Annotated in this window: 21 protein-coding genes, 1 tRNA gene and 1 other RNA gene; 14 read left to right on the forward strand and 9 right to left on the reverse strand. The window is 73.3% G+C overall.

The genetic code is table 11. The features are described from left to right. Positions 1–234: 234 nt before the first annotated feature. A tRNA-Ser gene (locus CCE02nite_RS07735) sits at positions 235–320 on the reverse strand. Positions 321–452: 132 nt separating this feature from the next. Between CCE02nite_RS07735 and ffs the strand changes: the two genes are divergently transcribed. The 7 genes from ffs (at position 453) to CCE02nite_RS07770 (ending at position 8210) form a co-directional block, all read left to right on the forward strand. Beyond that, positions 453–549, forward strand: an RNA gene (ffs, locus tag CCE02nite_RS07740) — signal recognition particle sRNA small type. A 506-nt stretch (positions 550–1055) separates the two neighbouring features. Further along, positions 1056–1958 (forward strand): MetQ/NlpA family ABC transporter substrate-binding protein, encoded by a 903-nt coding sequence (locus CCE02nite_RS07745; RefSeq protein WP_141389076.1) that lies wholly within the window; start codon positions 1056–1058, stop codon positions 1956–1958. A 182-nt stretch (positions 1959–2140) separates the two neighbouring features. Beyond that, a complete protein-coding gene (locus CCE02nite_RS07750) occupies positions 2141–3352 on the forward strand; it encodes a methionine ABC transporter ATP-binding protein (RefSeq protein ID WP_170227252.1) in 1212 nt (403 codons plus the stop codon). Then, a complete protein-coding gene (locus CCE02nite_RS07755; RefSeq protein WP_141389077.1) occupies positions 3349–4011 on the forward strand; it encodes a methionine ABC transporter permease in 663 nt (220 codons plus the stop codon). The genes CCE02nite_RS07750 and CCE02nite_RS07755 overlap by 4 nt, the downstream gene beginning before the upstream one ends. A 45-nt stretch (positions 4012–4056) precedes the next feature. Next, positions 4057–6945 carry a DNA polymerase III subunit gamma and tau gene (locus CCE02nite_RS07760; protein ID WP_141389078.1) on the forward strand — a complete coding sequence of 963 codons (2889 nt, stop codon included), beginning with the start codon at positions 4057–4059 and terminating at the stop codon, positions 6943–6945. 80 nt (positions 6946–7025) lie between these two features. Beyond that, positions 7026–7625, forward strand: coding sequence for a recombination mediator RecR (gene recR, locus CCE02nite_RS07765; protein ID WP_024841680.1), 600 nt, complete (start codon positions 7026–7028; stop codon positions 7623–7625). A gap of 15 nt (positions 7626–7640) precedes the next feature. Beyond that, the gene (locus tag CCE02nite_RS07770) at positions 7641–8210 is read left to right on the forward strand and encodes a DUF5063 domain-containing protein (protein ID WP_141389079.1); all 570 of its coding nucleotides are present in this window, start codon (positions 7641–7643) and stop codon (positions 8208–8210) included. 29 nt (positions 8211–8239) lie between these two features. Here CCE02nite_RS07770 and CCE02nite_RS07775 read toward each other — a convergent pair whose 3' ends face one another. Continuing rightward, positions 8240–8764 (reverse strand): SRPBCC family protein, encoded by a 525-nt coding sequence (locus CCE02nite_RS07775; protein WP_141389080.1) that lies wholly within the window; start codon positions 8762–8764, stop codon positions 8240–8242. Further along, entirely contained in the window at positions 8764–9624 is an 861-nt protein-coding gene (locus CCE02nite_RS07780; RefSeq protein ID WP_141389081.1) for a diiron oxygenase, read from the reverse strand. Before CCE02nite_RS07780 ends, CCE02nite_RS07775 begins: the two co-directional genes overlap by 1 nt. Before the next feature lie 128 nt (positions 9625–9752). Here CCE02nite_RS07780 and CCE02nite_RS07785 point away from each other — a divergent pair, with 128 nt between their 5' ends. The 5 genes from CCE02nite_RS07785 to CCE02nite_RS07805 all read left to right on the forward strand — a co-directional run bounded on the left by CCE02nite_RS07785 (position 9753) and on the right by CCE02nite_RS07805 (position 13762). After that, positions 9753–10568, forward strand: a complete 816-nt coding sequence (locus tag CCE02nite_RS07785) for a TSUP family transporter (protein ID WP_231581763.1) — start codon at positions 9753–9755, stop codon at positions 10566–10568. Positions 10569–10671: 103 nt separating this feature from the next. Continuing rightward, on the forward strand, positions 10672–11223 hold the full coding sequence (locus CCE02nite_RS07790) for a histidine kinase (RefSeq protein WP_141389082.1): 552 nt from the start codon (positions 10672–10674) through the stop codon (positions 11221–11223). 75 nt (positions 11224–11298) lie between these two features. Further along, positions 11299–12141, forward strand: a complete 843-nt coding sequence (locus CCE02nite_RS07795) for a DUF4097 family beta strand repeat-containing protein (RefSeq protein WP_141389083.1) — start codon at positions 11299–11301, stop codon at positions 12139–12141. Between the two features lie 29 nt (positions 12142–12170). Further along, the gene (locus CCE02nite_RS07800; protein WP_141389084.1) at positions 12171–13001 is read left to right on the forward strand and encodes an ABC transporter ATP-binding protein; all 831 of its coding nucleotides are present in this window, start codon (positions 12171–12173) and stop codon (positions 12999–13001) included. Continuing rightward, entirely contained in the window at positions 12998–13762 is a 765-nt protein-coding gene (locus CCE02nite_RS07805; RefSeq protein ID WP_141389085.1) for an ABC transporter permease, read from the forward strand. The genes CCE02nite_RS07800 and CCE02nite_RS07805 overlap by 4 nt, the downstream gene beginning before the upstream one ends. A gap of 138 nt (positions 13763–13900) precedes the next feature. Here the strand turns inward: CCE02nite_RS07805 and CCE02nite_RS07810 are convergent, their stop codons facing one another. The 6 genes from CCE02nite_RS07810 to CCE02nite_RS07835 all read right to left on the reverse strand — a co-directional run bounded on the left by CCE02nite_RS07810 (position 13901) and on the right by CCE02nite_RS07835 (position 22163). Continuing rightward, positions 13901–15073 carry an ABC transporter permease gene (locus tag CCE02nite_RS07810; protein WP_255318709.1) on the reverse strand — a complete coding sequence of 391 codons (1173 nt, stop codon included), beginning with the start codon at positions 15071–15073 and terminating at the stop codon, positions 13901–13903. A 3-nt stretch (positions 15074–15076) separates the two neighbouring features. After that, positions 15077–16060, reverse strand: a complete 984-nt coding sequence (locus tag CCE02nite_RS07815; protein ID WP_141389086.1) for an ABC transporter permease — start codon at positions 16058–16060, stop codon at positions 15077–15079. Positions 16061–16065: 5 nt separating this feature from the next. Beyond that, positions 16066–16869: an ABC transporter ATP-binding protein gene (locus tag CCE02nite_RS07820; protein WP_141389087.1), complete on the reverse strand. Its 804-nt coding sequence runs from the start codon at positions 16867–16869 to the stop codon at positions 16066–16068. Beyond that, entirely contained in the window at positions 16869–17771 is a 903-nt protein-coding gene (locus tag CCE02nite_RS07825; RefSeq protein ID WP_141389088.1) for an ABC transporter ATP-binding protein, read from the reverse strand. Before CCE02nite_RS07825 ends, CCE02nite_RS07820 begins: the two co-directional genes overlap by 1 nt. Positions 17772–17848: 77 nt before the next feature. Beyond that, the gene (locus CCE02nite_RS07830; protein ID WP_141389089.1) at positions 17849–19519 is read right to left on the reverse strand and encodes an ABC transporter substrate-binding protein; all 1671 of its coding nucleotides are present in this window, start codon (positions 19517–19519) and stop codon (positions 17849–17851) included. A 118-nt stretch (positions 19520–19637) separates the two neighbouring features. Beyond that, positions 19638–22163, reverse strand: coding sequence for a beta-glucosidase family protein (locus CCE02nite_RS07835; RefSeq protein WP_218027058.1), 2526 nt, complete (start codon positions 22161–22163; stop codon positions 19638–19640). A gap of 259 nt (positions 22164–22422) precedes the next feature. On the opposite strand from CCE02nite_RS07835, the gene CCE02nite_RS07840 reads away from it, so the two are divergent. Then, positions 22423–23139, forward strand: coding sequence for a TetR/AcrR family transcriptional regulator (locus CCE02nite_RS07840; RefSeq protein ID WP_141389090.1), 717 nt, complete (start codon positions 22423–22425; stop codon positions 23137–23139). Between the two features lie 99 nt (positions 23140–23238). Beyond that, positions 23239–24126, forward strand: coding sequence for a formate/nitrite transporter family protein (locus CCE02nite_RS07845; RefSeq protein ID WP_141389091.1), 888 nt, complete (start codon positions 23239–23241; stop codon positions 24124–24126). Positions 24127–24246 lie beyond the last annotated feature (120 nt).

Below are 24246 nucleotides of genomic sequence, written 5' to 3' on the forward strand. Positions count from 1 at the left end.
CGCAGATCACGGCCACTCGGGGCGAGAGACCCCTGCCGTTCCGGGCCAGACACCCGTAGGCTGGGGGTAGCCGTCGGCGGCACCGCCGGCGCCACGTCCCGGCGCGTCGGACCGTCGGGACGTCGAGAGGCCCGTCGCACTCGTGCGACGGGCCTTTTCGGTGCCGTCGCGCCGAGGTGGTGCACCGGGCGACGACGAAGGGCCCGCCGCGGGTGCGGCGGGCCCTTCGGTCTGCGGAGGATGGGGGATTCGAACCCCCGAGGGCTGTTAACCCAACACGCTTTCCAAGCGTGCGCCATAGGCCACTAGGCGAATCCTCCTGGTGCGACGGCCGACGCGCACGGGGCGCACCGACGGCAGCGCAACGAGGATACCGGACCGCGGCGCCCGGGCCGAATCGCCTCGCACCCGACCGGGTTTCGGGTGGGGCGCCGACCTGGGCTAGGGTGGGCGCAGACCCCTCGTGCGGCATCATCTCGCCGAACTCCCCCAGGGCCGGAAGGCAGCAAGGGTAGGTGAGCTCTGGTGGGTGTGCGGGGGGTCCTTCACGTCTCCAGGCGGACGCCGGCCGTCGCAGGGCCGGCGGGTGTGGCGCAGATCTCTCCCATCGCGAGCGAGACGGGCGACCCCAAGGCACTTGGTGCCCGGTATGCCCCGGTTCACCCGCCCGAGTTCCCGACATGCGACCAGTTTTGCGTCCACATGATGGACGATCCGGCTCGGGGATTGGCGCGCGCGGTGTCGCCGTGCTCATGATGTCGGCATGACCCGGAACCACGTCGCCACCACGACCCCGCGCGCAGCGTCCTGCGCCGGCACGTCGTGCTGTCGCGGCGTGCGCACCGGGCGAATGTGCGGCTGCTGACGCCGTCGTGACCCGCAGGGAGACCTGCGCCGCACCTGCCGCGTCGTCCTGACGACGCCGCCCCCGCTCGCCGCGTGGCTGATGGCCCGCCGGAAGCACCCCGAACCCCACCCCTCGCAGGGCCGTCCCTGCGCCCCGGCCCGCCGGTCGCCACCCGTGACCGACGCCGCCGTCACCGGAAGGAACCCCCATGTCTTTCTCGACCACCCGCAAGCGTCTGACCTGGACCGCGATCGCCGCGACGGCGGCCCTCACCCTCACCGCCTGCGGCGGCGACGACACCGCGGGCGGTGCCGCGAGCGGTGACGCGGCGGACCCGATCCGCGTCGGCGTCGTCGGCGCGTCCGACGACAAGTGGGCCGTGTTCCAGGAGCAGGCCGAGGCCGAGGGCATCGAGATCGAGCTCGTCGACCTCCAGGACTACACGCAGGCGAACCCGGCCCTGTCCCAGGGCGAGCTCGACGTGAACCAGTTCCAGCACCTCCAGTTCCTCGCGGGCTACAACGTGGACGCGGGTGACGACCTCCAGCCGATCGGCGCGACCGCCGTCTACCCGCTCGGCCTGTACTCGTCCAAGCACACGTCGCTCGAGGAGATCCCCGACGGCGGCCAGGTCGCCGTGCCGAACGACCCGACCAACCTCGCCCGCGCGCTCCTCGTGCTCCAGGAGGCCGGCCTGGTCGAGCTCAAGGACGGCGGGAGCTCCATCTCCACCGAGGCCGACGTGCTGCCCAGCTCCACGGTGACGGTCACGCCGGTCGACGCCGCGCAGACCCCGATCCAGCTCCAGTCCGTCGACGCGTCGATCATCAACAACGACTTCGTCGAGGACGCGGGCCTCGAGCCCGAGGACGCGCTCTTCCAGGACGACCCCGACTCCGACGCCGCCAAGCCCTACATCAACGTGTGGGTCGCGCGGGCCGAGGACTCCGACGACGAGACGCTGCTCAAGCTCGCCGAGATCTCCCACTCGCCGGAGGTCGTCGAGGCCGAGAAGAAGGCGTCGGGCGGCACCGCCGTCATCAAGGAGAACTCGCCCGCCGAGCTCCAGGAGATCCTCGCCGGCATCGAGGACGACATCCGCAGCTCCTGATCCCGTCCCCGCGAGGGCGGGCGCGCGCGTCGCGTCCGCCCTCGCGCGCCGTCGTGCCCGGGGGAGGACGATGGCAGGCGAGCGGCACACCCCGACAGGCGGCCTGACGACACACCTGGTGATCCCAGGCGACCCAGCCGGCCCCGGCCCGGAGGCCCGGCCTCCGACGAGAGGAACCCGACGTGACCGACGTCCCCCGCGGCGAGGGCGATGACGAGCAGCCCGCGATCGAGCTGCGCCACGTGAGCAAGACGTTCGGCGAGGGCGACGGTGCCGTGCACGCCGTCGACGACGTCTCGCTGAGCATCCGTCGCGGCGAGATCTTCGGCGTCATCGGCTACTCCGGCGCCGGCAAGTCGACGCTCGTGCGGCTCGTCAACGCGCTCGAGACCGTGACGAGCGGCGAGGTCGTCGTCGACGGCCAGGTGATCACCGGGCTGCCCGAGCGCCGCGTGCGCGAGGTGCGCTCGCGCATCGGCATGGTCTTCCAGCAGTTCAACCTGCTGTCGTCGCGGACGGTCGCGGGGAACGTCGCCTACCCGCTCAAGGTGGCGGGCTGGCCGCGCGAGAAGCGCGCCGCGCGTGTCGCGGAGCTCCTCGCGTTCGTCGGCCTCGCGGACAAGGCGAAGGCGTACCCGCGCCAGCTCTCGGGCGGGCAGAAGCAGCGCGTCGGCATCGCCCGCGCGCTCGCCGCGCAGCCCACGATCCTCCTGGCCGACGAGGCGACGTCCGCGCTCGACCCCGAGACGACGCGCGAGGTGCTCGCGCTCCTGCGGCGCGTCAACGCCGAGCTCGGCATCACGATCGTCGTCATCACGCACGAGATGGAGGTCGTGCGCTCGACGTGCCACCGCGTCGCCGTGATGGAGCACGGCAAGGTCGTGGAGACGGGCGACGTGTACGACGTCTTCTCCGCGCCCGGCGCGGACGCCGCGCAGCGGTTCGTCGGGACGGCGCTGCACGACCGCCCGTCGCGCGACACCCTCGCCCGGCTGCGCGAGCGGCACCCCGGTCGGCTCGTCACGGTCGGCGTGCGGGAGGGCGCGCACACCGGGTCGGACCTGTTCCGCCTGCTGCGGGAGCACGACGTCGACGGGTCCGTCGTCTACGGCGGCATCTCCGAGGTGGGGGAGCGCCCGTTCGGGTCGCTGACCGTCGAGCTCGACGCGCCCGAGGACCGCATCGCGCCGTTCCTCGTCGCGCTCGCCGAGCGCGCCGACGTCGTGGACCTGGGGACCGCGGCCCAGCCGCTCGACGACCCGCGGGTCGCGCGCCTCGACGCCGACCCGGGCGGCGCGGACGCGCCCGACGACGCCGGCGGCGACCCGGGCGACCCGTACGGGACCGCGCGCGAGACCCTCTTCCGCCACGGCAACCTCGGAGGCCAGCGATGAACGGCGACTGGTCGCGGCTGTGGCCGATCCTCGTCGAGTCCTTCGGCCAGACCCTCCAGATGGTGTCGGTCGCGCTGCTCACGGGCGGGCTCGCGGGCCTCGCGCTCGGCATCGCGCTCTACGTGACACGGCGGGGCAACCTGCTGGAGAACCGCTGGGTGTTCGGCGTGCTCAACGTGCTCGTCAACATCGTCCGGCCCATCCCGTTCATCATCTTCGTGACGCTGCTGGGGCCGGTGACGCTCCAGGTGGTCGGGACGACGCTGGGCACCGAGGCGTTCATCTTCCCGCTGTCCGTCATGACGGCGTTCGGCACGAGCCGCATCGTCGAGCAGAACCTCGTCGGCATCGACCCGGGCGTCATCGAGGCGGCGCGGGCCATGGGCGCGTCGTCGTGGCGCATCATCACGACCGTCCTCGTCCCCGAGGCGCTCGCGCCGCTCATCCTCGGCTACACGTTCCTCTTCATCGCGGTCCTCGACATGTCGGCGATCGCCGGCATCATCGGCGGCGGCGGTCTCGGAAACTTCGCGATCGTCTACGGCTACCAGCGCTACAACTGGGGCGTCGTGGTCGTGACGGTGCTCGTCATCATCGGGATCGTGCAGGTCGCGCAGCTCCTCGGCAACTGGCTCGCGCGCAAGGCGCTGCACCGCTGAGGACCGACCTCGTGCGTGTGGGTCACGACGTCTAGAGTGACGGGGGTGAGCACCGCCCTGTACCGCCGCTACCGGCCCGAGACCTTCGCCGAGGTGATCGGTCAGGACCACGTGACCGCGCCGCTCATGCAGGCGCTGCGCAGCGGTCGGGTGAACCACGCCTACCTGTTCTCCGGCCCGCGCGGGTGCGGCAAGACGACGAGCGCGCGCATCCTCGCGCGCACGCTCAACTGCGAGCGCAACACCCCCGAGACGCCGATCGACACGCCCTGCGGCGAGTGCCCGTCGTGCGTCGACCTCGCGCGCGGCGGCCCGGGCAGCCTCGACGTCGTCGAGATCGACGCGGCGTCGCACGGCGGCGTCGACGACGCGCGCGACCTGCGCGAGCGCGCGACGTTCGCCCCCACGCGCGACCGCTTCAAGATCTTCATCATCGACGAGGCCCACATGGTCTCGCCCGCGGGGTTCAACGCGCTGCTCAAGATCGTCGAGGAGCCGCCGGAGCACGTGAAGTTCGTCTTCGCGACGACGGAGCCGGACAAGGTCATCGGGACCATCCGCTCGCGCACGCACCACTACCCGTTCCGCCTCGTCCCCCCGGACGTGCTCGGCCCGTACCTCGAGCAGCTGTGCGCCGCCGAGGCGGTCTCGGTGGGGTCGGGCGTGCTGCCGCTCGTCACCCGCGCGGGCGGCGGTTCGGTCCGCGACTCGCTCTCGGTCATGGACCAGCTCATCGCGGGCGCGGAGGGCGGCGCGGTCGGCTACGAGCGCTCGGTCGCGCTGCTCGGCTTCACGCACGCGACCCTGCTCGACGACGTCGTGGACGCCCTCGCCGCGCGCGACGGCGCGAGCATCTTCCGCGTCGTGGACCACGTCATCGCGACGGGGCACGAGCCCCGGCGCTTCGTCGAGGACGTGCTCGAGCGACTGCGCGACCTCATCGTCATCGCCGTCTCCGGCGAGGAGGCGCAGGCCGTGCTGCGCGACCAGCCCGCCGACCAGCTCGCGCGCATGCGCGCACAGGCGCAGAACCTCGGCGTGGCCGAGCTCTCGCGCGCGGCCGACCTCGTCAACGCGGCCCTGACGGAGATGACGGGCGCCACCTCGCCACGGCTGCACCTCGAGCTCCTCATGGCACGCCTGCTCCTGCCCGGCGCCGACGACGGCGCGGCCGGATTCGCGGCGCGCCTCGACCGGCTCGAGCGCGGGGGGCTGGGCGCGGTCGCCCTCGCACCGGCAGCCGTCGCGCCGGGGTCCGAGGCGTCGCCCGCCCCGGGTGCCCCGGTGCCCGACGGCGCGGGGCGGGCCCCGGCCACGACCTCACCGGCGTCCGGGCTCACCGGTGCTGCCGCCGTGCGCGCCGCGCTGCGGCCCAACCGGTCCACCCCGCCTGCCCCCGCCGCACAGCCGCCGGGTGCCGCCGCACCGACGGACGCGCGGCCCTCCGCCGAGGCGGCCGAGCCCAGCCCCGCCGTGGCTGCTCCGACAGGGACCGTCGCGGACGAGCCGGCCTCGGCGCCGGCGTCCGGCGCGTCGTCGGCACCCGACCAGGGGACCTCGTCCGCTCCGGGCGAGGGCGCTGTCCCGTCGAGCGTCACGGGGCCCGCGCGCGAGGACTCCGCGGCGCCCGCCGCGCCCGTGCCGCCCTCTCCCGTGACCGCCACGGTCGAGCAGGCCGAGCCGACCGATCCTGTCACGCAGGCCGGCCCGACCCCGCAGGACGGCGCGGTGTCGCCGGCGCACGAGGCCGCGGCACCTCCCGCGCGAGCCGAGGTACCTCGCGCGGAGCCGGTGGCGAGCGCTCCGTCCGGCGACGCGAGCCCGGCCCTCACGACCGAGGAGCTGCGGCGGCGCTGGCCGGAGGTCCTCGAGAACCTGCGCGCCAACCCCGTGACGTGGTCCCTCGTCAGCGCGAACGCGCAGGTGGCGGAGCTCGGCCCCGACGTCCTCTACCTTGCGTTCCCGTCGCCCGGACTCGCACGGACCTTCTCGTCCTCGCGGCACACGAGCGCCGTCCAGGACGTCGTCTACCAGACGCTCGGGCTCCAGGTGCGGGTCGAGCCGCGCCTCGACGAGGGCGGTGCGGGCGGCGGCGGTCGGGGCCCGGCCCAGGGGCCCGCCGACCCGGCACCGGGGTCCGCCGCCCCGGCCCCCGTGGCACCCGACCCGGGCGGATCGCGTCCCGAGCCGGGCCCGGGGGAGAGCGGCCAGGACGTCCCCCTTACGTCGGTCAGCGCACCGGGTCGTGTCGTGGCGTCGGGCGCGGGCACGGCTCCGACCGCGCTCGCGGCGGGAGCGGCGGCACCGCGCGGCGCCGTCGCGTTGCAGGAGCGACCCGTCGCGGCCGTGGCCACCGCGGGCGACGACGGCGCCGTGCCGGTCGTCGACGACGCGGACGAGGCCTGGCTCGCCGGAGCCTCGGCATCAGCGTCGGCACCCGCGCCTCGCATCGACGCGGCGGACGAGGCGTGGCTCGCGGGGGCGCCCGCCGAGCCGCCGGCCGACCTCGACGACGGCCCCGAGCCGGAGCCCGTCCTCGAGAGCGCACCCGGGCGCACGACGTCCGCAGCGTCGGCACCGGTCTCCCCGGCACCGGTCACGTCCGCGCACCCCGGCCCGGCCACGCCCGCGACCCCGCCACGCCAGGAGCCTTCTGCCCGTGCGGGCGCTCCCGTCGCGCCGACGGACGCGCCGGGAGCACCGTTGCGCGGGGTCTCCGCGGCGCGCGCGGCGATCGCGGCGGCCACGACGGCCCGCGTCTCCCGACCAGCCGAGGCACCCGCCCGACGGGACGCGTCGTCCGCGGTCGACCCGATGGACGACCTCCCGTCCGCGGACGACCCCGACATCGTCTCGACGGGCCTCGTCGGGACGGCGCTCGTCGTGAGCCTGCTCGACGGCAAGATCATCGAGGAGATCCAGGACCAGGTCTGATCGTCGCGAGCGGCGCGTGACAAGGGCTGCCGACGGCGGGCCGGGCCCGGCGTGTGGGCCGCGCCCCGTAGGCTGGGGGCGTGTACGAAGGCGCTGTCCAGGACCTGATCGACGAGCTCGGCCGACTCCCCGGCGTCGGGCCCAAGAGTGCGCAGCGCATCGCGTTCCACCTGCTCGCCGCGGACGCCGCGGACGTGCGTCGGCTCGCCGACGCGCTCACCGAGGTGAAGGCCCGCGTGCGCTTCTGCGAGACGTGCGGCAACGTCGCGGAGTCCGAGCAGTGCCGCATCTGCGCGGACCCGCGCCGGTCGCCCGAGGTGATCTGCGTCGTCGAGGAGCCCAAGGACGTCGTCGCGATCGAGCGCACGCGCGAGTTCCGGGGGCGGTACCACGTGCTCGGCGGCGCCATCAACCCGATCGAGAACGTCGGGCCCGGCGACCTGCGGATCGCCGAGCTCATGGCCCGGCTCGCCGACGGGCAGGTCACCGAGGTGATCCTCGCGACCGACCCCAACGTCGAGGGCGAGGCCACGGCCACGTACCTCGCGCGCATGCTCGGGCCCATGGGCCTGCGCGTGACCCGCCTCGCGTCCGGCCTGCCGGTCGGGGGAGACTTGGAGTACGCGGACGAGGTGACGCTCGGCCGGGCGTTCGAGGGCCGACGTCTCGTCGGCGGCTGACGAGAGGTGACGAGCATGGGGGAGATCGAGAACGACCCCGACCTGCGGGAGATCGCCGAGGGCGTGGCCGCGCAGGCGCGCGCGTTCCTCACGACGGCGACCCAGGTCGCGTCGGGGGCCGCGCCCGGGGCCGTGCTGCCCCTGCTGCTGCTCGCGCTGTCCGACGCGCTCGCCGCCGGCGCGCGGCTCGGGGCGATGGGCGACGTCGTCCCGGTCGAGCGCTTCGAGCCCGACGCCGGCCGCGACACCGACGTGGACCCGCTGCGGACCGCTCTCTCCCAGCTCTTCGACGGGTTCGACGACTACGCCGAGATCACGGACCCGCTCGTGGGCGCCGAGGTCGGGGCCGCGTCCCTCTCGGGTGATCTCGCGTGCGTCGCCGAGTGCCTCGCGAAGGGCCTTCAGCACTACGACGGCGGCCGCGAGCTCGAGGGCCTGTGGTGGTGGCAGTTCTCCTACGTCTCGCTCTGGGGGGAGCGCGCCGCGAGCGCGCTGCGCGTGCTCCAGCTCGCGCTCGCGCACCTGCGCCTCGACGTCGAGGACGACGTCGCGGCCGAGGCGGAGTACGACGCCCTCCAGTCCTGAGGCGCGCCCCGCGGGACCGTGCGCCGCGATCAGGCAGGTGCGGTGGTCGAGCCGTAGTGCGCCGCGAGCGCGGGGTAGTAGCTGTCCCACACCACGGTCGCGGGGTCGCGCCCGGCGCGGGCGGCGGCCAGGCGGTCGAGGTAGTACTCCCAGCCCGGTCCGATCGACCCGGCGTCCTCGTCCGGGCCCAGCGCCTGGCGGAACACGAGGGCGGTGGTGCCGCCGTCGTCGGCCAGGTCGATCTCCAGGTGCCACGACGTCTCGCCGACGGCGGTCTCGACCACGAGCCGGCGCGGTGGGTCGCAGCGCAGGACCCGGCACTCGTCGCCGTCCGTCGCGCCCTCGGCGGTCATGACGAAGCGGACGCTCCCCGTGGTCGGGTCCCCGTCCCACGTGCCGATCCAGGGCTCGAGGCCCGCCGGCTCGGTGAGGCTCGCCCAGACGGCCGCGACGGGTGCGGCGAAGGTCCGGCGCAGCACGATCCACCGGCCGTCGTCCTCGCGCACGACGGAACCGGTCGCCTCGACCCCCGGGCTCTCGGTCGTCTCGGACATCACAGCAGCGTAGGCAGGTCCGCGTCCCCGGGGAAGGCCGGTGCGCTCCTCGCGACGTCGTCCGCCGACGCCGGGCCGAGCATCGTCGGCTCGCCGTCCCCCAGGACGAGCCGCGCGCTCGCCCGGAACCGTCGGACGGCGTCGACCCACGCCCGGGCGGGCCGCAGGCCGCACGCGCGCAGCGCCGCCGCATGGTCCACGACGAGGACGGTCGCCGCGCCCAGCGCCACGACGCCCCACGCGGCACCGACGACGGTGCGCACCGGTCGCGGGGTGCCGGCGAACCCCTGCCGGAGGCGGTCGATCTGGAAGCGGAGGTGGTGGACCTCGTCGGAGGCGATCCGCCGGCCGACGCCGCGGAGCACCGGGTCGGGCGCCGCGCTCGCCAGGGCCGTGAAGTAGCCCATCGCGACGGACTCGGCGACGAGGAACAGCGCGATCTCGGTCCGCAGGCCGAGCAGGCGTCGGAGCGCGGTGAACGCCGCATCCGACCAGTGGGCGTCGAGCGTCGGTGCCCCGAGGTGCTCGAGCCCGCGCCGGAACAGCGCCGAGTGGCGCTGCTCCTCGACGACGAGGCGCTCGAGAGCGTCCACGTACACCGGGTCCCCCGCACGCCGCGCCTTGGCGAGCAGCCGGGCGCCGTCGCCGTCCTCGCCGAGCTCGAAGCGCTGGAAGGACCGGACGAACGCGGACCGGACGTCCGGCGGGAGCGTGCACGGGGCGTCCCAGTCGATCGTGGCCTCCGTCGCGAGCTGGGTGGCGCGGTTCGAGACGTAGTGGTCGACCCAGACGGTGAACGCCGGGGGCGAGCCCTCTCCGGTGGCCGGGGCGGTGGCGGTACGTGCGTCGTCGCTCGTCATGGCCGGAAACGTAGACCCGTGCCGGGGCCCGAGGGACGACCTGCGCGGAACCTCCTGAACGTTCCACCGGATACGCACAGCCGGGACGCAGGACCGTCGCGACCGGGGCGCTGTGGTACCACTAGGGAGTGCTGCCCGCCTTCTCCCTCCCGGTCTCCGGCGGGCTCGAGATCGACGGCCTGACCGTCCTCCTGCTCGTCCTCGCCGCCCTGACGGCGGGGTGGATCGACGCCGTCGTCGGCGGCGGCGGTCTGGTCCAGCTCCCCGCGCTGCTCCTCGTGCCCGGCATCAGCCCGGTCCAGGCGCTCGCGACGAACAAGCTCGCGAGCATCATGGGCACGTCGGTGAGCGCCGCGACGTACTACCGCCGCGTCGGACCTGACCTGCGGACGGCCGGCCCGATGGCGCTCGCGGCGCTGGTCGGCGCGATCGGCGGCGCCGCCCTCGCGTCGCGCATCCCGGCCGAGCTGTTCAAGCCGATCATCCTCGTGGTGCTCGTCGGCGTCGCGGCCTACACGATCGCGAAGCCGAAGCTGGGGCACACGACGAACCTGCGCTGGGAGGGCAACGGGCACCGCTGGGCCGCGGCGGGGATCGGCCTCGTCATCGGCACGTACGACGGCCTCCTCGGCCCGGGCACGGGCACGTTCTTCGTCATCGCCCTCGTGAGCATCCTCGGGTACGCGTTCCTGCCCGCGTCGGCGCTGGCGAAGATCGCGAACTTCGCGACGAACGCGGGGGCGCTGATCTTCTTCGTCCCGTACGGCGCGGTGCTCTGGGGTCTTGGCCTGCTCATGGGCGCGGCGAACCTGCTCGGCGCCTACGTCGGCGCGCGCATGGCGGTCGCCAAGGGCAGCGCGTTCGTCCGGGTCGTGTTCGTCGTCGTGGTCGGGGCGCTCATCCTCAAGCTCGGGTACGACGTCGTCGCCGACCTGACCGCCTGACCGCGCCCTCCGCGACCCGCGATCACGGCCTGGTGTCACGTGGTGTCAAGAATGTTGTCGCCAGGGGTTGTAGTGACACCACAAGTGGTGCCATGATGGCGTCATGGACCTCACCCCGTATGTCGACGACCTCCAGAACCGCCTCGCCGCCGCCGCGGACGCCGCCGGGGACGACGGCCGTCGCCTCGCCGAGCGGCTGACCGCGCCGCTCGACGCGGCCGTGCGGCTCGTCCTGCTCGACGCGCTCTCGGACGCGGCGGGCGAGATCTCCGCGGAGCTCGCGCCCGGGTCGGTCGACGTGCGGCTGCGGGGCGGCGCCCCGGAGTTCGTCGTCGCCGCCCCGGCCACGGCGGCCCCGCCCGCGGCCCCCGGTGAAGCGGCGTACGGCGCCGCTCCGGCGTCGGCGACGCCCCCCGCGTCGCTCGCGGCCGGGTCGGCCGACGTCGAGTCCGGCGCCACGACCCGCACCACCCTGCGCCTGCCCGACCACCTCAAGACGCAGGCCGAGACCGCCGCCGCTCGCGACGGCGTCTCCGTCAACACCTGGCTCGTGCGCGCGGTCGCCGCGGCGCTCGAGCAGTCCACCGGACGCCCGGCCGCCCAGGGCCGTCCGCAGCCGCGCGGCTCGGCCCGCGTCACCGGCTGGGTGCGCTGACCGCTCCCGGTCCGCTCGCTCCGCCCCTCCCACCACCCGCTGACACCACACCGACACCACCGTTGGAGCTCCGTCATGCCCACTTTCCCCGCGTCCCAGCCCGTCCCGGTCGTCGTGGACGTGCCCTTCGCCAACCTGCACGTCGTCGCCGGCGACCGTGACGACGTCGTCGTGACGGTCCTGCCGACGGACCCTTCGAAGTCCGGCAGCGTGCGCGCCGCGGAGGAGATCCGCGTCGACAGCGACGGCAGCACGGTGACCATCACCTACCCCGGCTCGTGGAAGCAGTTCGTGCTCCCGTTCGCCTCGGGCACCGCCGACATCACGGTCGAGCTGCCCACCGGCTCCGACCTGAGCGGCAAGACCGGCTCGCTGTACACCGAGGGCTCCCTCGGCACCGTGGACATGACGCTCTCTGCCGGCGACGCGCGGCTGGAGGACGTCGACCGCCTCGACGTCAAGGCGTCCGCCGGCTCGGTCGCGGCACGGCGCGTGAGCGGCTCCGTGAACGTCCGGGTCAGCGCCGGGTCGGTCCGCATCGACGAGGTCGCCGGCGGCGGCACGGTCAAGGCGACCAACGGCACGACGACGGTCGGCGCCGTCACGGGCACCCTCGAGGTGCACGGCGCGCACGCCGACATCGCCGTGGGACTCGTCACCGGGACGCTCACCGCCCGGTCCGCGCACGCCGGCATCCGGGTCGACAGCCTGGAGTCCGGCAGCGCCACCCTCACCACCTCCTACGGCTCGATCGAGGTGGGCGTGCCCGAGGGCACGGCGGCCTTCCTCAACGCGAGCTCGGAGCACGGCAGCGTCCGCAACCACCTCACGCCCACGGAGGGTCCCGTCGAGGACGAGTCCACCGCGGAGATCCACGCCAGCACCGGCTACGGCGACGTCGTCGTCCGCCGGCCCTGACCCCACCTCAGAGAGACGGAGACCTGAACATGTCTGTCGACCAGTCCGTCGTGCCTGCCGTGCGGGTACGAGGCATCGAGAAGTCGTTCGGCGACCTGCGCGTGCTGCGCGGGGTCGACCTGGACGTGACCGCTGGCAGCATCTTCGCGCTGCTGGGGTCCAACGGGGCGGGCAAGACGACGCTCGTGCGGATCCTGTCGACGCTGCTCGCGCCGGACGCCGGGACCGCGAGCGTGCACGGCCACGACATCGTCGACCAGCCCGGGCAGGTCCGGGAGTCGATCTCCCTGACCGGGCAGTTCGCCGCCGTGGACGAGGTCCTCACGGGCCGGGAGAACCTCGTGCTCGTCGCACGCCTGCGCCACCTGAAGAACCCCGGCCAGGTCGCGGACGACCTGCTCGCCCGCTTCTCGCTGACCGACGCGGGCTCGCGCCGGGCGGGGACGTACTCCGGCGGCATGCGCCGTCGCCTCGACATCGCGATGAGCCTGATCGGCGACCCGCCGGTCATCTTCCTCGACGAGCCCACGACCGGCCTGGACCCGCAGGCCCGCATCGAGGTCTGGGCGACGGTGCGCCGGCTCGCCGAGGGCGGCACGACCGTCCTGCTCACGACGCAGTACCTCGACGAGGCCGAGCAGCTCGCGGACCGGATCGCGATCCTGCACCGGGGCACCATCATCCAGAACGGCACCCTGGCCGAGCTCAAGGCGCTCCTGCCGCCCGCGCAGGTCGAGTACGTCGAGAAGCAGCCGTCCCTGGAGGACGTGTTCCTCACCCTCGTCGGCGACACCGGCGAGGACCCCACGACCCCGACGACCGCCGAGGGCACCCAGCCCGCCGGAGAGGAGCTCCGATGACCACGCACGCCCTGGCCGACACCCGTGTCCTGACCGGCCGCTCGCTGCGCCACATCCTGCGCAGCCCGGACACGATCATCACGACCGCGGTCACCCCGATCGCGCTCATGCTGCTGTTCGTCTACGTCCTCGGCGGTGCGATCGACACCGGAGCCGCCGGGTCGTACATCGACTACATGCTGCCCGGCATCCTGCTCATCACCGTCGCGTCGGGCGTCGCGTACACGTCGTACCGGCTGTTCCTCGACCTCCAGGGCGGCATCTTCGAGCGGTTCCAGTCGATGCCCGTCGCGCGGTCCAGCGTCCTGTGGGCGCACGTGCTCACGTCGCTCGTCGCGAACGTCGTCTCGGTGACGATCGTCGTCGGCGTCGCGCTCCTCATGGGGTTCCGCACCGACGCGTCGGTAGGCGCCTGGCTCGCCGTGCTGGGGATCCTCGTGCTGTTCACGCTCGCCCTGACGTGGCTCGCGGTGGTCGCCGGCCTCTCGGCCAAGACGGTCGACGGCGCCTCGGCGTTCAGCTACCCGCTGATCTTCCTGCCGTTCATCAGCTCCGCGTTCGTGCCGACGGACAGCATGCCGACGCCGGTCGCCTGGTTCGCCGAGAACCAGCCGGTCACCGCGATCGTCGACACGCTGCGCGCGCTGTTCGGCGGGCAGCCCGTCGGCTCCGACATCTGGGTCGCGCTCGCGTGGCTCCTCGGGATCCTCGCCGTCGCGTACGCGTGGGCCGTCGCGATCTACCGTCGCAAGATGCGCTGACCGGGGAGCGCGAACGGTCCCGGCACGGTGGAGGTGCCGTCCGAGCCAGGGGCGTGGCGCGGGACGGCGTCCCGTGCCGGGACCGTCTGCCGGTGAGGGGCCGCCGTGCGGTCCCTCACCTGTCCGTGCGGCGACCCGCTAGGCGGAGCGCTCCGGCCGGCCGGCCGGGATCACGTCCGGGCCGCCGGTCGCCTGGTCGGCCTCCGTCACCGCGCCGATGTCGTCGCCGTGCACCGGTGCACCCGGGACGTCGACGTGCGGGGAGTCGGGCGGGGGCGGGGTGACGCTGCCCTCGAGCAGGTCGGGGCGGTCGGCGACGGTCGTGATGCCGCTCGACACCTTGTAGCCCTTCTTGCGCAGGGCGCGCGCCCGCTCGCCGGCCGACCGCAGGCGGGGGTTCACGTACTCGTCGATCCCGAAGTTGATGAGCGACAGGGCCATGCCGAGCAGCGCGATGCACAGGCCGGCGGGGACGTACCACCACCAGTAGTCCGGGAACGCGCCGTTCTGCTGGGCCCAGAAGAGGATCGTGCCCCAGTTGAGGTTCGTGATGGGGATGACCCCGATGAAGGCGAGGGTCGTCAGGCCGAGGACCGCGGCGGTCACGGTGCCGACGAAGCTCGACGCGATGATCGCGGTGAGGTTCGGCAGCATCTCGACGGCGATGATGCGGTGGATCGGCTCGCCGTTCGCCCGTGCCGCCTGGATGAAGTCCCGGTTCCGGAGCGAGAGGGTCTGCGCCCGCAGGACGCGCGCGCCCCAGGCCCAGCCCGTGATCGCGAGCACCGTGGAGACGAGCAGGAGGCTCGGGTTCTCCTGCTGCGACGCGACGATGATCATGAGCGGCAGGCCCGGCAGGACGAGGAAGACGTTCGTCAGCGCCGACAGCGACTCGCTGCGCCACCCCGCGATGTATCCGGCGGTCACCCCGACGATCACCGCGACGAGCGTCGCGATGATGCCGGAGACGAAGCCGACGACCAGCACGCCCCGCGTGCCGTAGACGATCTGGCTGAGGACGTCCTCGCCCATGTGCGTCGTGCCGAGCAGGTGCTGCGCGGACGGCGGCTGCTTGAGCGCGGTGAAGTCCTTCTCGAGCGGGCCGTAGGGCGCGAGGAGGTCGCCGAAGATCGCGACGAGCGTGAACACGGCGAGGATGATCAGACCCGTGAGCGACTTGGCGTTGCGGAACATCGCGAACGACGCCCCGGCGCGGCGCGCGAGGCCGCGTCCGGAGGAGCCGCCCGGGGCGGTGGTCGGGGTCGTGGGCGCCGCGGCCTCGGTCGTCGCGGTCGTGGTGGTGGACGTCATGGCTCAGGCCTCCGTCTGACGCGTGCGCGGGTCGAGGGCGGCGTAGGCGACGTCCGCCAGGATGTTCGCGACGAGGACCGAGAGCGTGATGACGAGGAAGAGTCCCTGCATCAGCGGGTAGTCCTTCGCGTTGGTGGCGTCGAGCAGCAGCTTGCCCACCCCGGGGTAGGAGAAGACGAGCTCCATGACGAGCGTGCCGCCCACGATGAAGCCGAGGGACAGGGCGAAGCTCGAGAGCTGCGGCAGCACCGCGTTGCGCGACGCGTAGCGCGTGAGCACCTTGCGGGGCGGGAGGCCCTTGGCCTGGGCCACCGTCACGTAGTCCTCGTCGAGGACGGTGATCATCATGTTCCGCATCCCGAGCACCCAGCCGCCCAGCGACGCGACGACGATGGTCAGGGCGGGCAGCGTGCCGTGCTGGATCACGTCCCAGGCGAACTCCCACGACCACTCGGGCGACGCGCCCTTGCTGTACGCGTGGGACGCCGGGAACCAGCCGAGCATGCTCGAGAAGACCGCGATGGCGATGAGGCCCATCCAGAAGTACGGGACGGTCGAGAAGAACGTCGAGATGGGCACGATCGCGTCGGCCTTGCTCCCGCGGCGCCAGCCGATGATCGCGCCGAGGCCGCTGCCGAGGAAGAAGCTGAGGATCGTCGCGATGCCGACGAGCCCGAGCGTCCACGGCAGGGCGGCCGCGATCACGTCGCCCACGGGGGCGAGCCCCTTGGAGAACGAGCGACCGAGGTCGCCGCTGAGCATGAGGCCCCAGTAGTCGACGTACTGCTGGAAGAGCGACCGGCCGTCGTCGAGCCCGAAGAGGGTGCGCAGCGACTCGGCCGCCTCGGGGCTGATCTTCCCCTGGTTCTTCGCGAGGTACGCGGAGACCGGGTCGCCCTTCATCATCCGGGGCAGGAAGAAGTTGATCGTGATCGCCGCCCAGGCGGTGAACAGGTAGAAGGCGGTGCGGCGGGCGAAGAATCGCAACGGGATCAGCTCCTCGACGATGCGGGGCCGGTGCCGGAGAAGTGGACCTCCGGGTTGGGCGAGGCATCGCGTAGCGCGCGGGTGTAGGGATGCTGGGGCTCGAGGATCACGTCGTCGGCCGGGCCGTGCTCCACGACCTTGCCGTGGTGCAGGACCATGATCTCGTCGCTGAAGTGGCGCGCGGTCGCCAGGTCGTGCGTGATGTAGAGGACCCCGAGGTTCGCCTCGCGCTGGAGCTCGGCGAGGAGGTTGAGGACGCCGAGGCGGATCGACACGTCGAGCATCGAGACCGGCTCGTCCGCGATGAGCAGCGACGGTCGCGACGCGAGGGCGCGCGCGATCGCGACGCGCTGGCGCTGGCCGCCGGACAGCTCGTGCGGGCGCCGGTCCACGACCCCGCCGTCCAGGTGGACGCGGTCGAGGAGGCGGTGCACCTCGGCGTCGACCTCGTCCTTCGGGACCACGTGGTCGAGGCGCAGCGGGCGCTCGAGGTGGTGGCGGATCGTGTGGTACGGGTTGAGCGACGCGAACGGGTCCTGGAAGACCATGCGGATCTGCTGCCGGTAGGTGCGCAGAGCCCGTCCCCGGCGGGGGATGGGGGCGCCGTCGAGCAGGATCTCGCCGGACGTGGCGCGCTCGAGCTGCGTGAGGATCTTCGCGATCGTCGACTTGCCGCTGCCGCTCTGCCCGACGAGCGCGACGGTGCGCCCCGAGGTGAGCGTGAAGCTGACGTCGTCGAGCGCGAGCAGGTCGCCGGAGCCCCGGACCTTGTACTTCTTGCTGACGTGCGAGAACTCGAGGGTGGTCATCAGGCCTGGCCTCCTGCGCTGGTCGTGCCCGTGCCCGTGCCCGTGCTCGCGGCCGTGGCCGCGGGCTCCGACCGGCCCCGCACGAACCCGCCCCGCTCCCCGGTGAGGCTCGGGAACGAGCCGAGGAGCGTGCGGGTGTACTCGTGCCGGGCGTGGTGGTAGATGTTCGCCGCGGTGTCGAGCTCGACGATCCGGCCCTGCCGCATGACCGCGATCCGGTCGGAGATCTCGAGGAGCAGCGGGAGGTCGTGCGTGATGAAGATGACCGAGAAGCCGAACTGCTTCCGCAGGTCGGAGATCTGCTGGAGGATCTCGCGCTGCACGAGGACGTCGAGCGCCGTCGTCGGCTCGTCCATGATCATGAGCTGGGGCTTGAGCGCCAGGGCCATCGCGATCATGACGCGCTGGCGCATGCCGCCGGAGAGCTCGTGCGGGTACGAGCGCAGCCGGTCGCGTCCGACGCCGACGAGGTCGAGGAGCTGGGCGCTCTCCTCGGTCCGCTCGGCCTTGCTCATCCGGGGACGGTGCGTCTCGAACACGTCGCCGAGCTGCTTGCCGACGGTGGCGACCGGGTTGAGCGCGTTCATCGCCCCCTGGAACACCATCGACGCCTTGTCCCACCGGAACCGGCGCATCGCGTCGTCGTCCAGCGCGTTGAGGTCGACGTCCTCGCCCGACTCGTCGTGGAAGATCGCCGATCCCGAGGGGATGACGGCCGGCGGCTTGAGCAGCCGCTGGATGCCGTACGCCAGCGACGTCTTGCCGCAGCCGGACTCGCCGGCGAGGCCGAGGATCTCCCCGCGGTGCAGCGTGAGGGAGACGTCGCTGACGGCCTCGACGGGCGGGTCGACGTCGTAGACCACGCTGAAGTGCGAGACGGTCAGCAGGGGTTCGGTGTTCACGGGTCTTCCCTTTTTCTGTGCTGGGGCCGGGCCGCACCGGGGCTCGCGCAGCGCGCGCCGCGCGAGCCCCGGTGACCTCACTCGGCCGGCTTGAGCTGGGTGAGGATCAGCACCGCGGTCGGCTGCGTCGGGTCCGCGTTGATGTACGGGTCGTCGTCGCTGGGCCAGCCCACGTAGTTGCGCGTGTTGAACTCCGTGATGAACGGGCGCGTGCCGATCGGCATGACCGGGACCTGCTCCACGAAGATCTTCTGCGCCTCGGCGACGGCCGCCGCGCGGTCCTCGTCCGTCGTCGCCGCGAGGTACGCGTCGAGGGCGGCCGTGGCCTCCGGGCTGTCGAAGCGGCCGAAGTTGTAGTCCGCGGCCTCACCGACCGGCTTGAGCCAGCGGGCGTCCATCGTGTCGCTGTAGATGTCGTACGGCGTCGCGCCGGTCTCGGTCCAGTGCAGGATCGCGTCGAAGTCGCCGGTGCCCTTGGCGGCCCACCACGAGTCCGAGTCGGGCGTGTCGACCGTGGCCTCGACGCCGATCGCCTTGACCGACTCCGCGATGAGGCTGATGCCGGTGACGTAGTCGTTCCAGCCCTGCGGGACGCTGAGCTGGAAGGTGACGGGCTCGCCGTCGGGGTCGACCAGGGCGTCGCCCTCGAACGTGTACCCGGCGTCGGTGAGGACCTTCTTGGCACCGTCGACGTCGACCTCGTACTCCTCGCCCGCGAACTCGTCCGAGATGAACGGGTCGCCGGCCGGGGTCGGCAGGCCCGTGACGGACGTGAGCAGCGGGACGCCGCTCTCGCGGGCGATCTGCTGGTGCTGCTCGCGGTCGATGACCATGTTGACGGCCTGGCGGAACGCGACGTCGTCGAACGGCTTCTTGGTCGTGTTGACGAACATCGCGTCGATGCCGAGACCGGCGGGGGCCCAGTACACGTTGTGCTCCGGGTCCTTGTCGACGAACGCCGACTGCACGTTCGGCAGGAACGCCTGCGCCCAGTCCGCGTCACCGTTGGCGAGCGCGGTCGTCAGGGCGCTGTTGTCGTTGTAGGAGACGTAGTACAGCGTCGGGACGGCGAGCTCTCCGCCCCAGTAGTCGTCGCGCGCGTCGAGCTGGACGCTCTCCGTGCTGAAGCTCGTCAGCGTGTACGGGCCCGTGCCGACCGGCTCGGGGTTGGTCTCCGTCGTGGGGTCGGCGACGCCCTCCCACACGTGCTTCGGGACGACGAACCGGTGCAGCACCTTGTCCTGCTTGGCGAACATCGGCGTGCCGAACGTGACGGTGACCTTGTCCCCGTCCACGGCGACGTCCTTGATGTCGAGCGCCGCGGTGTTGAGCTCGGGCGTGTCGACGAGGATCTGGTACGAGTACGCGATGTCGTCGGCCGTGAGGTCCTGGCCGTCGCTCCACGTCACGCCCTCGCGGGTCGTGAGCGTCACCGACGTGTAGTCCTCCGACCAGGTGATCTCGGACGCGAGCCACGGGCGGACCTCGTCCGACGGGTCGACGACGTTGACGATGCCCACGGGCTCGTAGATCGCGTTGACGTAGCCGAGCTTGAGCGCGGACGAGTCGCCGATCCAGGGGTTGTTCGACTCGGTCGCGATCGCCCCGTCCGGCTTGGCGATGGTGAGGGCGGCGCCCTCGCCGGAGGCGGTCGTGCTGTCGTCGTCGTTGCCGCCCGTCGACGAGCAGCCGGTCAGCACGAGTGCTGTCGCGATGCCGAGGGCGATCGCGGAGGCCTTCAACCTCATGAGTCTCTCTCCTTCGAGGGAACATCGTCCCCGGCGCGGTGCCGGGGCGGTGGAGCGTACGGGTGAAACGGAAGGTGGCGTGGGGCGCTGGGTCGCCCCCCGCGGACCGCGGTCCGGGCTACTCCTGTTCGGTGGTGCTGCCCTGCACCCGGACCGCGGTGTCCAGGCGGAGGTCGTGGACGGAACGCCCCACCCGGAGCCGGTAGGTACCGGCCGGGAGGTGCCAGCGTCCGCTGTCGGTGTCCCACACCTCGAGCTGACGGCGGGGGACGGTCACGGTGACGTCGGCGGTGGCCCCCGCGGCGACGTCGACGACGGCGAACCCGCCGAGCCAACGGACCGGGCGGTCGCGCTCGGCGACCGGGGCCGACGCGGGCGCGACCGGGGGTTCGACGTAGACCTGGACGACCTCGCGGCCGTCGCGGGACCCGGTGTTGGTGACGCGGACCGTGAGGGTCACGTCGCCGTCGGGCGTGCGGGTGGGCAGGTTGTCCGGCTCGCCGGGCGTGTCGTACGACCACGTCGTCCAGCCCAGCCCGTGCCCGAAGGGTGCGGCGGGGACGGCGCCAGAGCGCTCCCACGCGCGGTAGCCGACGTGGACGCCGTCGGCGTACTCGACGACGCCCTGGTCGGGCACCGCGTGCGGGACGGGGACGTCGGCCTCGGTGGCCGGGAGGGTCCAGGGGAGGCGGCCGGCCGCCTCGACGTCGCCCGCGAGCACGTCCGCGATCGAGTGCCCGGCCTCCTGGCCGGGGAACCAGACCCACAGCACCGTGCGCGCGCGCTCGAGCCAGGGGAGCAGCACGGGGGCGCCGGCGTTGACGACGACGACGGCGTCCGGGTCGACGTCGAGGACGCGCTCGACGAGCTCGTCCTGGCGGCCGGGCAGCGCGAGCGACGTGCGGTCCCAGCCCTCGGACTCGACCTCCTCGTTCGTCCCGACGACGACGACGGTCAGGTCGGCCGCGCGGGCGGCCTCGACCGCGTCGGCGATCTCCTGCTCGGCGCTCGGCGCGGGGACGCGGTGCCGCAGCTCCGCGCGGACGAGGTTGCCGTAGCCCTGGGCGCGCGTGACGAGGAGCGCGGCACTGACCCGCACGCGTCGCGGCGCGTCGACGTGCACGGTCGCGGGGACGCCCGCCGGGTTGTTGATCGACGAGTCGAGGATGACCTCGACGCCGGAGCGACGGTCGTCCTTCGCGACGACGACGCCGTCGATCTCGATCGTGTGGCCCGGGACCGTGCCGACCTCGAGCACGTGGTCGCCGGGCTCGTCGAGGAGGACGTCGACGTCGAGCACGACGGTGTCGACCTCGGCGGGCAGGTCGCGCAGGAACCCGTCCCAGCGGGGCAGGACGGACGTGCGGAGCATCGCGCCCTCGGCGTCGAGCCACGTCACCGCGACCCCGGCGCCGTCGGCGCTGCGTCCCTCCACGTCGAGGCGGGGGGCGAACCGGCGCGCGTCACCGCCGCGGGCCACCGTGAGCGTGGCGTCGGGCCAGCGCGCGGCCAGGCCCTCGGCCGGGGTGACGACGTGCGCGGGGTTGACGGTCGAGCTGCCGCCGCCGAGCACGTGCGGGCGCACGGCGTTGGGGCCGAGGAGCGCGATCGACCGCGGCGCGGGCCGGTCCCAGACGGGGTTCTCGGCGTCCGAGCGCAGGACGACGGTGCCGGCGGCGGCGGTGCGGCGCACCAGGGCGCGCAGGTCGCCGTCGTGCGTGACGGGGCGGGCGGGCTCGTCGAGCGCGCCGACGCGGCGCGCGAGCAGGAGGATGCGCGCCACCTTGTCGTCGATCTCGCGCTCGGGCACACGGCCGTCCTCGACCGCGCGGACGAGGGCGTCCTCCCACGGGCCGCCCGGGCCGGGCATGACGACGTCGAGGCCGCCGTTCGCGGAGAGCTCGGTCGTGTGCGTCGCGACCCAGTCCGAGACCACGGCGCCGTCGAACCCGAGCTCGTCCTTGAGGACGTCGGTGAGCAGGTGCCGGTGCCCGGTCATGGGGCCCGACTCCACGCCGTCGTCCACCTGGTTGTACGCCGCCATGACGGACCACGCGCCCGCCGCGACCGCGTCCTCGAACGGGGCGAGGTAGACCTCGCGCAGCACGCGGGGGTCGACGTGCGAGACGTACGACGTGCGCTGGGTCTCGGAGTCGTTGGCGACGTAGTGCTTGACGCACGCCGCGACGCCCTGGTCCTGGAGGCCGCGCACGACGCCCGTGCCGATCTGGGCCGTGAGGTACGGGTCCTCGGAGTAGCACTCGAAGTGCCGGCCACCGACGGGCGTGCGCTGGATGTTGACCTGGGGGGCGAGGACGACGTCGACGCCGTGCGTGCGCGCCTCGCGGGCGAACGCCTGGCCGGTCTCGTGCGCGGCGGCTCGGTCCCACGTCGCGCCGATCGCGCTGGGGGAGGGGAAGAGGATCGAGGTCTCGCCCTCGACCTCGCTCGTGCCACGGACCCCGACGGGCCCGTCGGACATGACGACGGGGCGCAGCCCGAGCTCGTCCAGGGCGTGCAGGCGCCACATGGACCGGCCGGTGAGGAGGCGGACCTTCTCGCGCAGCGGCAGCCTCCGCGCACGGGTGCGCAGGGCGTCGAGCTCCGCGGGGTCGCGCTCTCCCGCGAGGGACTGCGATGTCACGTACGTGCTCCTCGTCGTCGAGTCGGCTGTCGAGCGGAGAACTTACCGTGCAGTCAGTAAGTTGGCAAGAATCTGCATTTGCGCAGGTCAGATCGATATCTGACCGTGATCTTGACGAAGAAGGTGGCTCGCAGGGCGTTCCGCGTGCGTAGGATCACCCCCGGACGGCGGGGAACCGAGGACGTGCTCGGTGCCCGAGAGCCGGCGTCGGCGCCGACGGTGGCGCACCGGGCACCACGACCGAGGAAGTGACGAGGCGATGACCACGATCAGGCGGCGCCCCCGCGTGCGGGAGGAGACCCTCCGGCGCCGCGAGGAGATCCTCAAGGCCGCCATGGCGACCTTCGGGAGCAAGGGCTACCACAACGGCCCCCTGGCGGAGATCGCGGAGCAGGTCGACATGACCCACGCCGGGATCCTGCACCACTTCGGGTCCAAGGACCACCTCCTCCTCGAGGTGCTGCGCTACCGCGACGAGAGCGACGTCGCCGGCCTCGACGGGCAGCACATCCCCGGCGGGATCGACATGTTCCGCCACCTGGTCCGCACGGCGTTCCTCAACGCGCAGCGCGCCGGGATCGTGCAGGCGTACGCCGTGCTCTCCGCGGAGTCCGTGACCGACGACCACCCCGCGCGCGCCTTCTTCGAGGGCCGGTACCGCACGCTGCGGAGCGAGGCCGTCGAGGCGTTCGAGGCGCTGTGCGCGGAGCGGGGCGTCGCCGTCCCCGCGAGCGTCCGGCACGCGTCGGCGTCGATCCTCGCCGTCATGGACGGGCTCCAGGTCCAGTGGCTCCTCGACCCCACGCAGGTGGACCTCGGCGAGGCGAGCCAGTTCGCGATCGAGGCGATCGTCGCCGCCGTGCTCGACCCTCGCCCCTCCCCGCTCGGCCTCGACGGCACGGGTGACGGCGAGCAGCCCGTGGCGCTCGACGCCGTCGTGACCGCCGAGGCGGCCCGGCAGCCCGTGGGGGCCTGACCCGGGGCGCGGCGCTCCGTCGCCCGCGGACCTTCGGTCCCGCGTGGTCACGACCACGGGCCCTGTCCAGGGCGTCCGGCGGCGGCGAGGATCGAGGTCGTGCAGACCCTCGCCCAGGCGTTGTCCACCCAGTCGGAGGCGGCCCGGAAGAAGGTCGCCTCGGCGAGACGCCCGGCGCGCTACCTCGTCGCCGCGATGCTCGCCGGCGCGTACATCGGCGTCGGGGTCGTGCTCATGGTCGCGACGGCCGGGCCCTTCCTCGCGGCCGGGTCGCCGGGGGAGCGGCTGGTCGCCGGGGGCGTGTTCGCCGCGGCGTTGACCCTCGTCGTGTTCGCCGGGGCCGAGCTCGCGACCTCGGCCATGATGATCCTCGCCCAGGGCGTCGCGACGCGCGCCGTCCGGGTGCGCGACGCCGTCCTCACCCTCGGCCTGTGCCTCGTCGGCAACCTCGCCGGCTCGATGCTCTTCGCGTTCGCCGTCACCAGGGCCGGGGTGCTGCACTCCAACGCGGCAGCGGGGGAGATGGTCGCCTCGATGCTGCGCGCGAAGGCGCACGAGACCGGCGGCGAGCTCTTCTTCCGCGGCGTCCTGTGCAACCTCCTCGTGTGCGCCGCGATCTGGGCGTGCGGTCGCCTGCGCTCCGAGGCGGGCAAGGCGATCGTCCTGTTCTGGGCGATCCTCGCGTTCATCGCCTCCGGCTTCGAGCACGTGGTCGCCAACATGACGACCTTCTCGCTCGGCCTCCTCGGCGACCTGGGCCCGACGACGTGGGCCGACTTCGCCCGCAACCTCACCTGGGTCGGCCTCGGCAACCTCGTCGGCGGCGCCCTCGTCGTCGGCCTCGCCTACGTCGTCGTCGCGGGCCCGGCGCAAGACGCCGGGCGGGGGGCGCCCTCGACGGACGCGACCTCGAGGCCGGTCGTGCTTCCCGTGCCGGCGATCCGGCGGGCGACCGCGCACCTCGACCGGAGCCACCGCGCGGGCTGACGCCGCGCCGGCCGGGACCGCATGGCGGGACGGGCTTGGCCGGACCGCGGGACGCGTGCGTATCATCGATCGACCCACAAGCACCCGGCGGGCCGTTGAGAGAGACGGAGGCCGGCGACA

The sequence above is a fragment of the Cellulosimicrobium cellulans genome, assembly GCF_006539945.1.
GTDB lineage: Bacteria > Actinomycetota > Actinomycetes > Actinomycetales > Cellulomonadaceae > Cellulosimicrobium > Cellulosimicrobium cellulans.

Excerpts from the sequence above, each read along its gene's own strand:
- CCE02nite_RS07745 (WP_141389076.1), top strand. The coding sequence starts at position 1,056 with ATGTCTTTCTCGACCACCCGCAAGCGTCTGACCTGGACCGCGATCGCC.
- CCE02nite_RS07755 (WP_141389077.1), top strand. The coding sequence starts at position 3,349 with ATGAACGGCGACTGGTCGCGGCTGTGGCCGATCCTCGTCGAGTCCTTC.
- CCE02nite_RS07770 (WP_141389079.1), top strand. The coding sequence starts at position 7,641 with ATGGGGGAGATCGAGAACGACCCCGACCTGCGGGAGATCGCCGAGGGC.
- CCE02nite_RS07775 (WP_141389080.1), bottom strand. The coding sequence starts at position 8,764 with ATGTCCGAGACGACCGAGAGCCCGGGGGTCGAGGCGACCGGTTCCGTC.
- CCE02nite_RS07780 (WP_141389081.1), bottom strand. The coding sequence starts at position 9,624 with ATGACGAGCGACGACGCACGTACCGCCACCGCCCCGGCCACCGGAGAG.
- CCE02nite_RS07790 (WP_141389082.1), top strand. The coding sequence starts at position 10,672 with ATGGACCTCACCCCGTATGTCGACGACCTCCAGAACCGCCTCGCCGCC.
- CCE02nite_RS07795 (WP_141389083.1), top strand. The coding sequence starts at position 11,299 with ATGCCCACTTTCCCCGCGTCCCAGCCCGTCCCGGTCGTCGTGGACGTG.
- CCE02nite_RS07800 (WP_141389084.1), top strand. The coding sequence starts at position 12,171 with ATGTCTGTCGACCAGTCCGTCGTGCCTGCCGTGCGGGTACGAGGCATC.
- CCE02nite_RS07805 (WP_141389085.1), top strand. The coding sequence starts at position 12,998 with ATGACCACGCACGCCCTGGCCGACACCCGTGTCCTGACCGGCCGCTCG.
- CCE02nite_RS07810 (WP_255318709.1), bottom strand. The coding sequence starts at position 15,073 with ATGACGTCCACCACCACGACCGCGACGACCGAGGCCGCGGCGCCCACG.
- CCE02nite_RS07820 (WP_141389087.1), bottom strand. The coding sequence starts at position 16,869 with ATGACCACCCTCGAGTTCTCGCACGTCAGCAAGAAGTACAAGGTCCGG.
- CCE02nite_RS07830 (WP_141389089.1), bottom strand. The coding sequence starts at position 19,519 with ATGAGGTTGAAGGCCTCCGCGATCGCCCTCGGCATCGCGACAGCACTC.
- CCE02nite_RS07840 (WP_141389090.1), top strand. The coding sequence starts at position 22,423 with ATGACCACGATCAGGCGGCGCCCCCGCGTGCGGGAGGAGACCCTCCGG.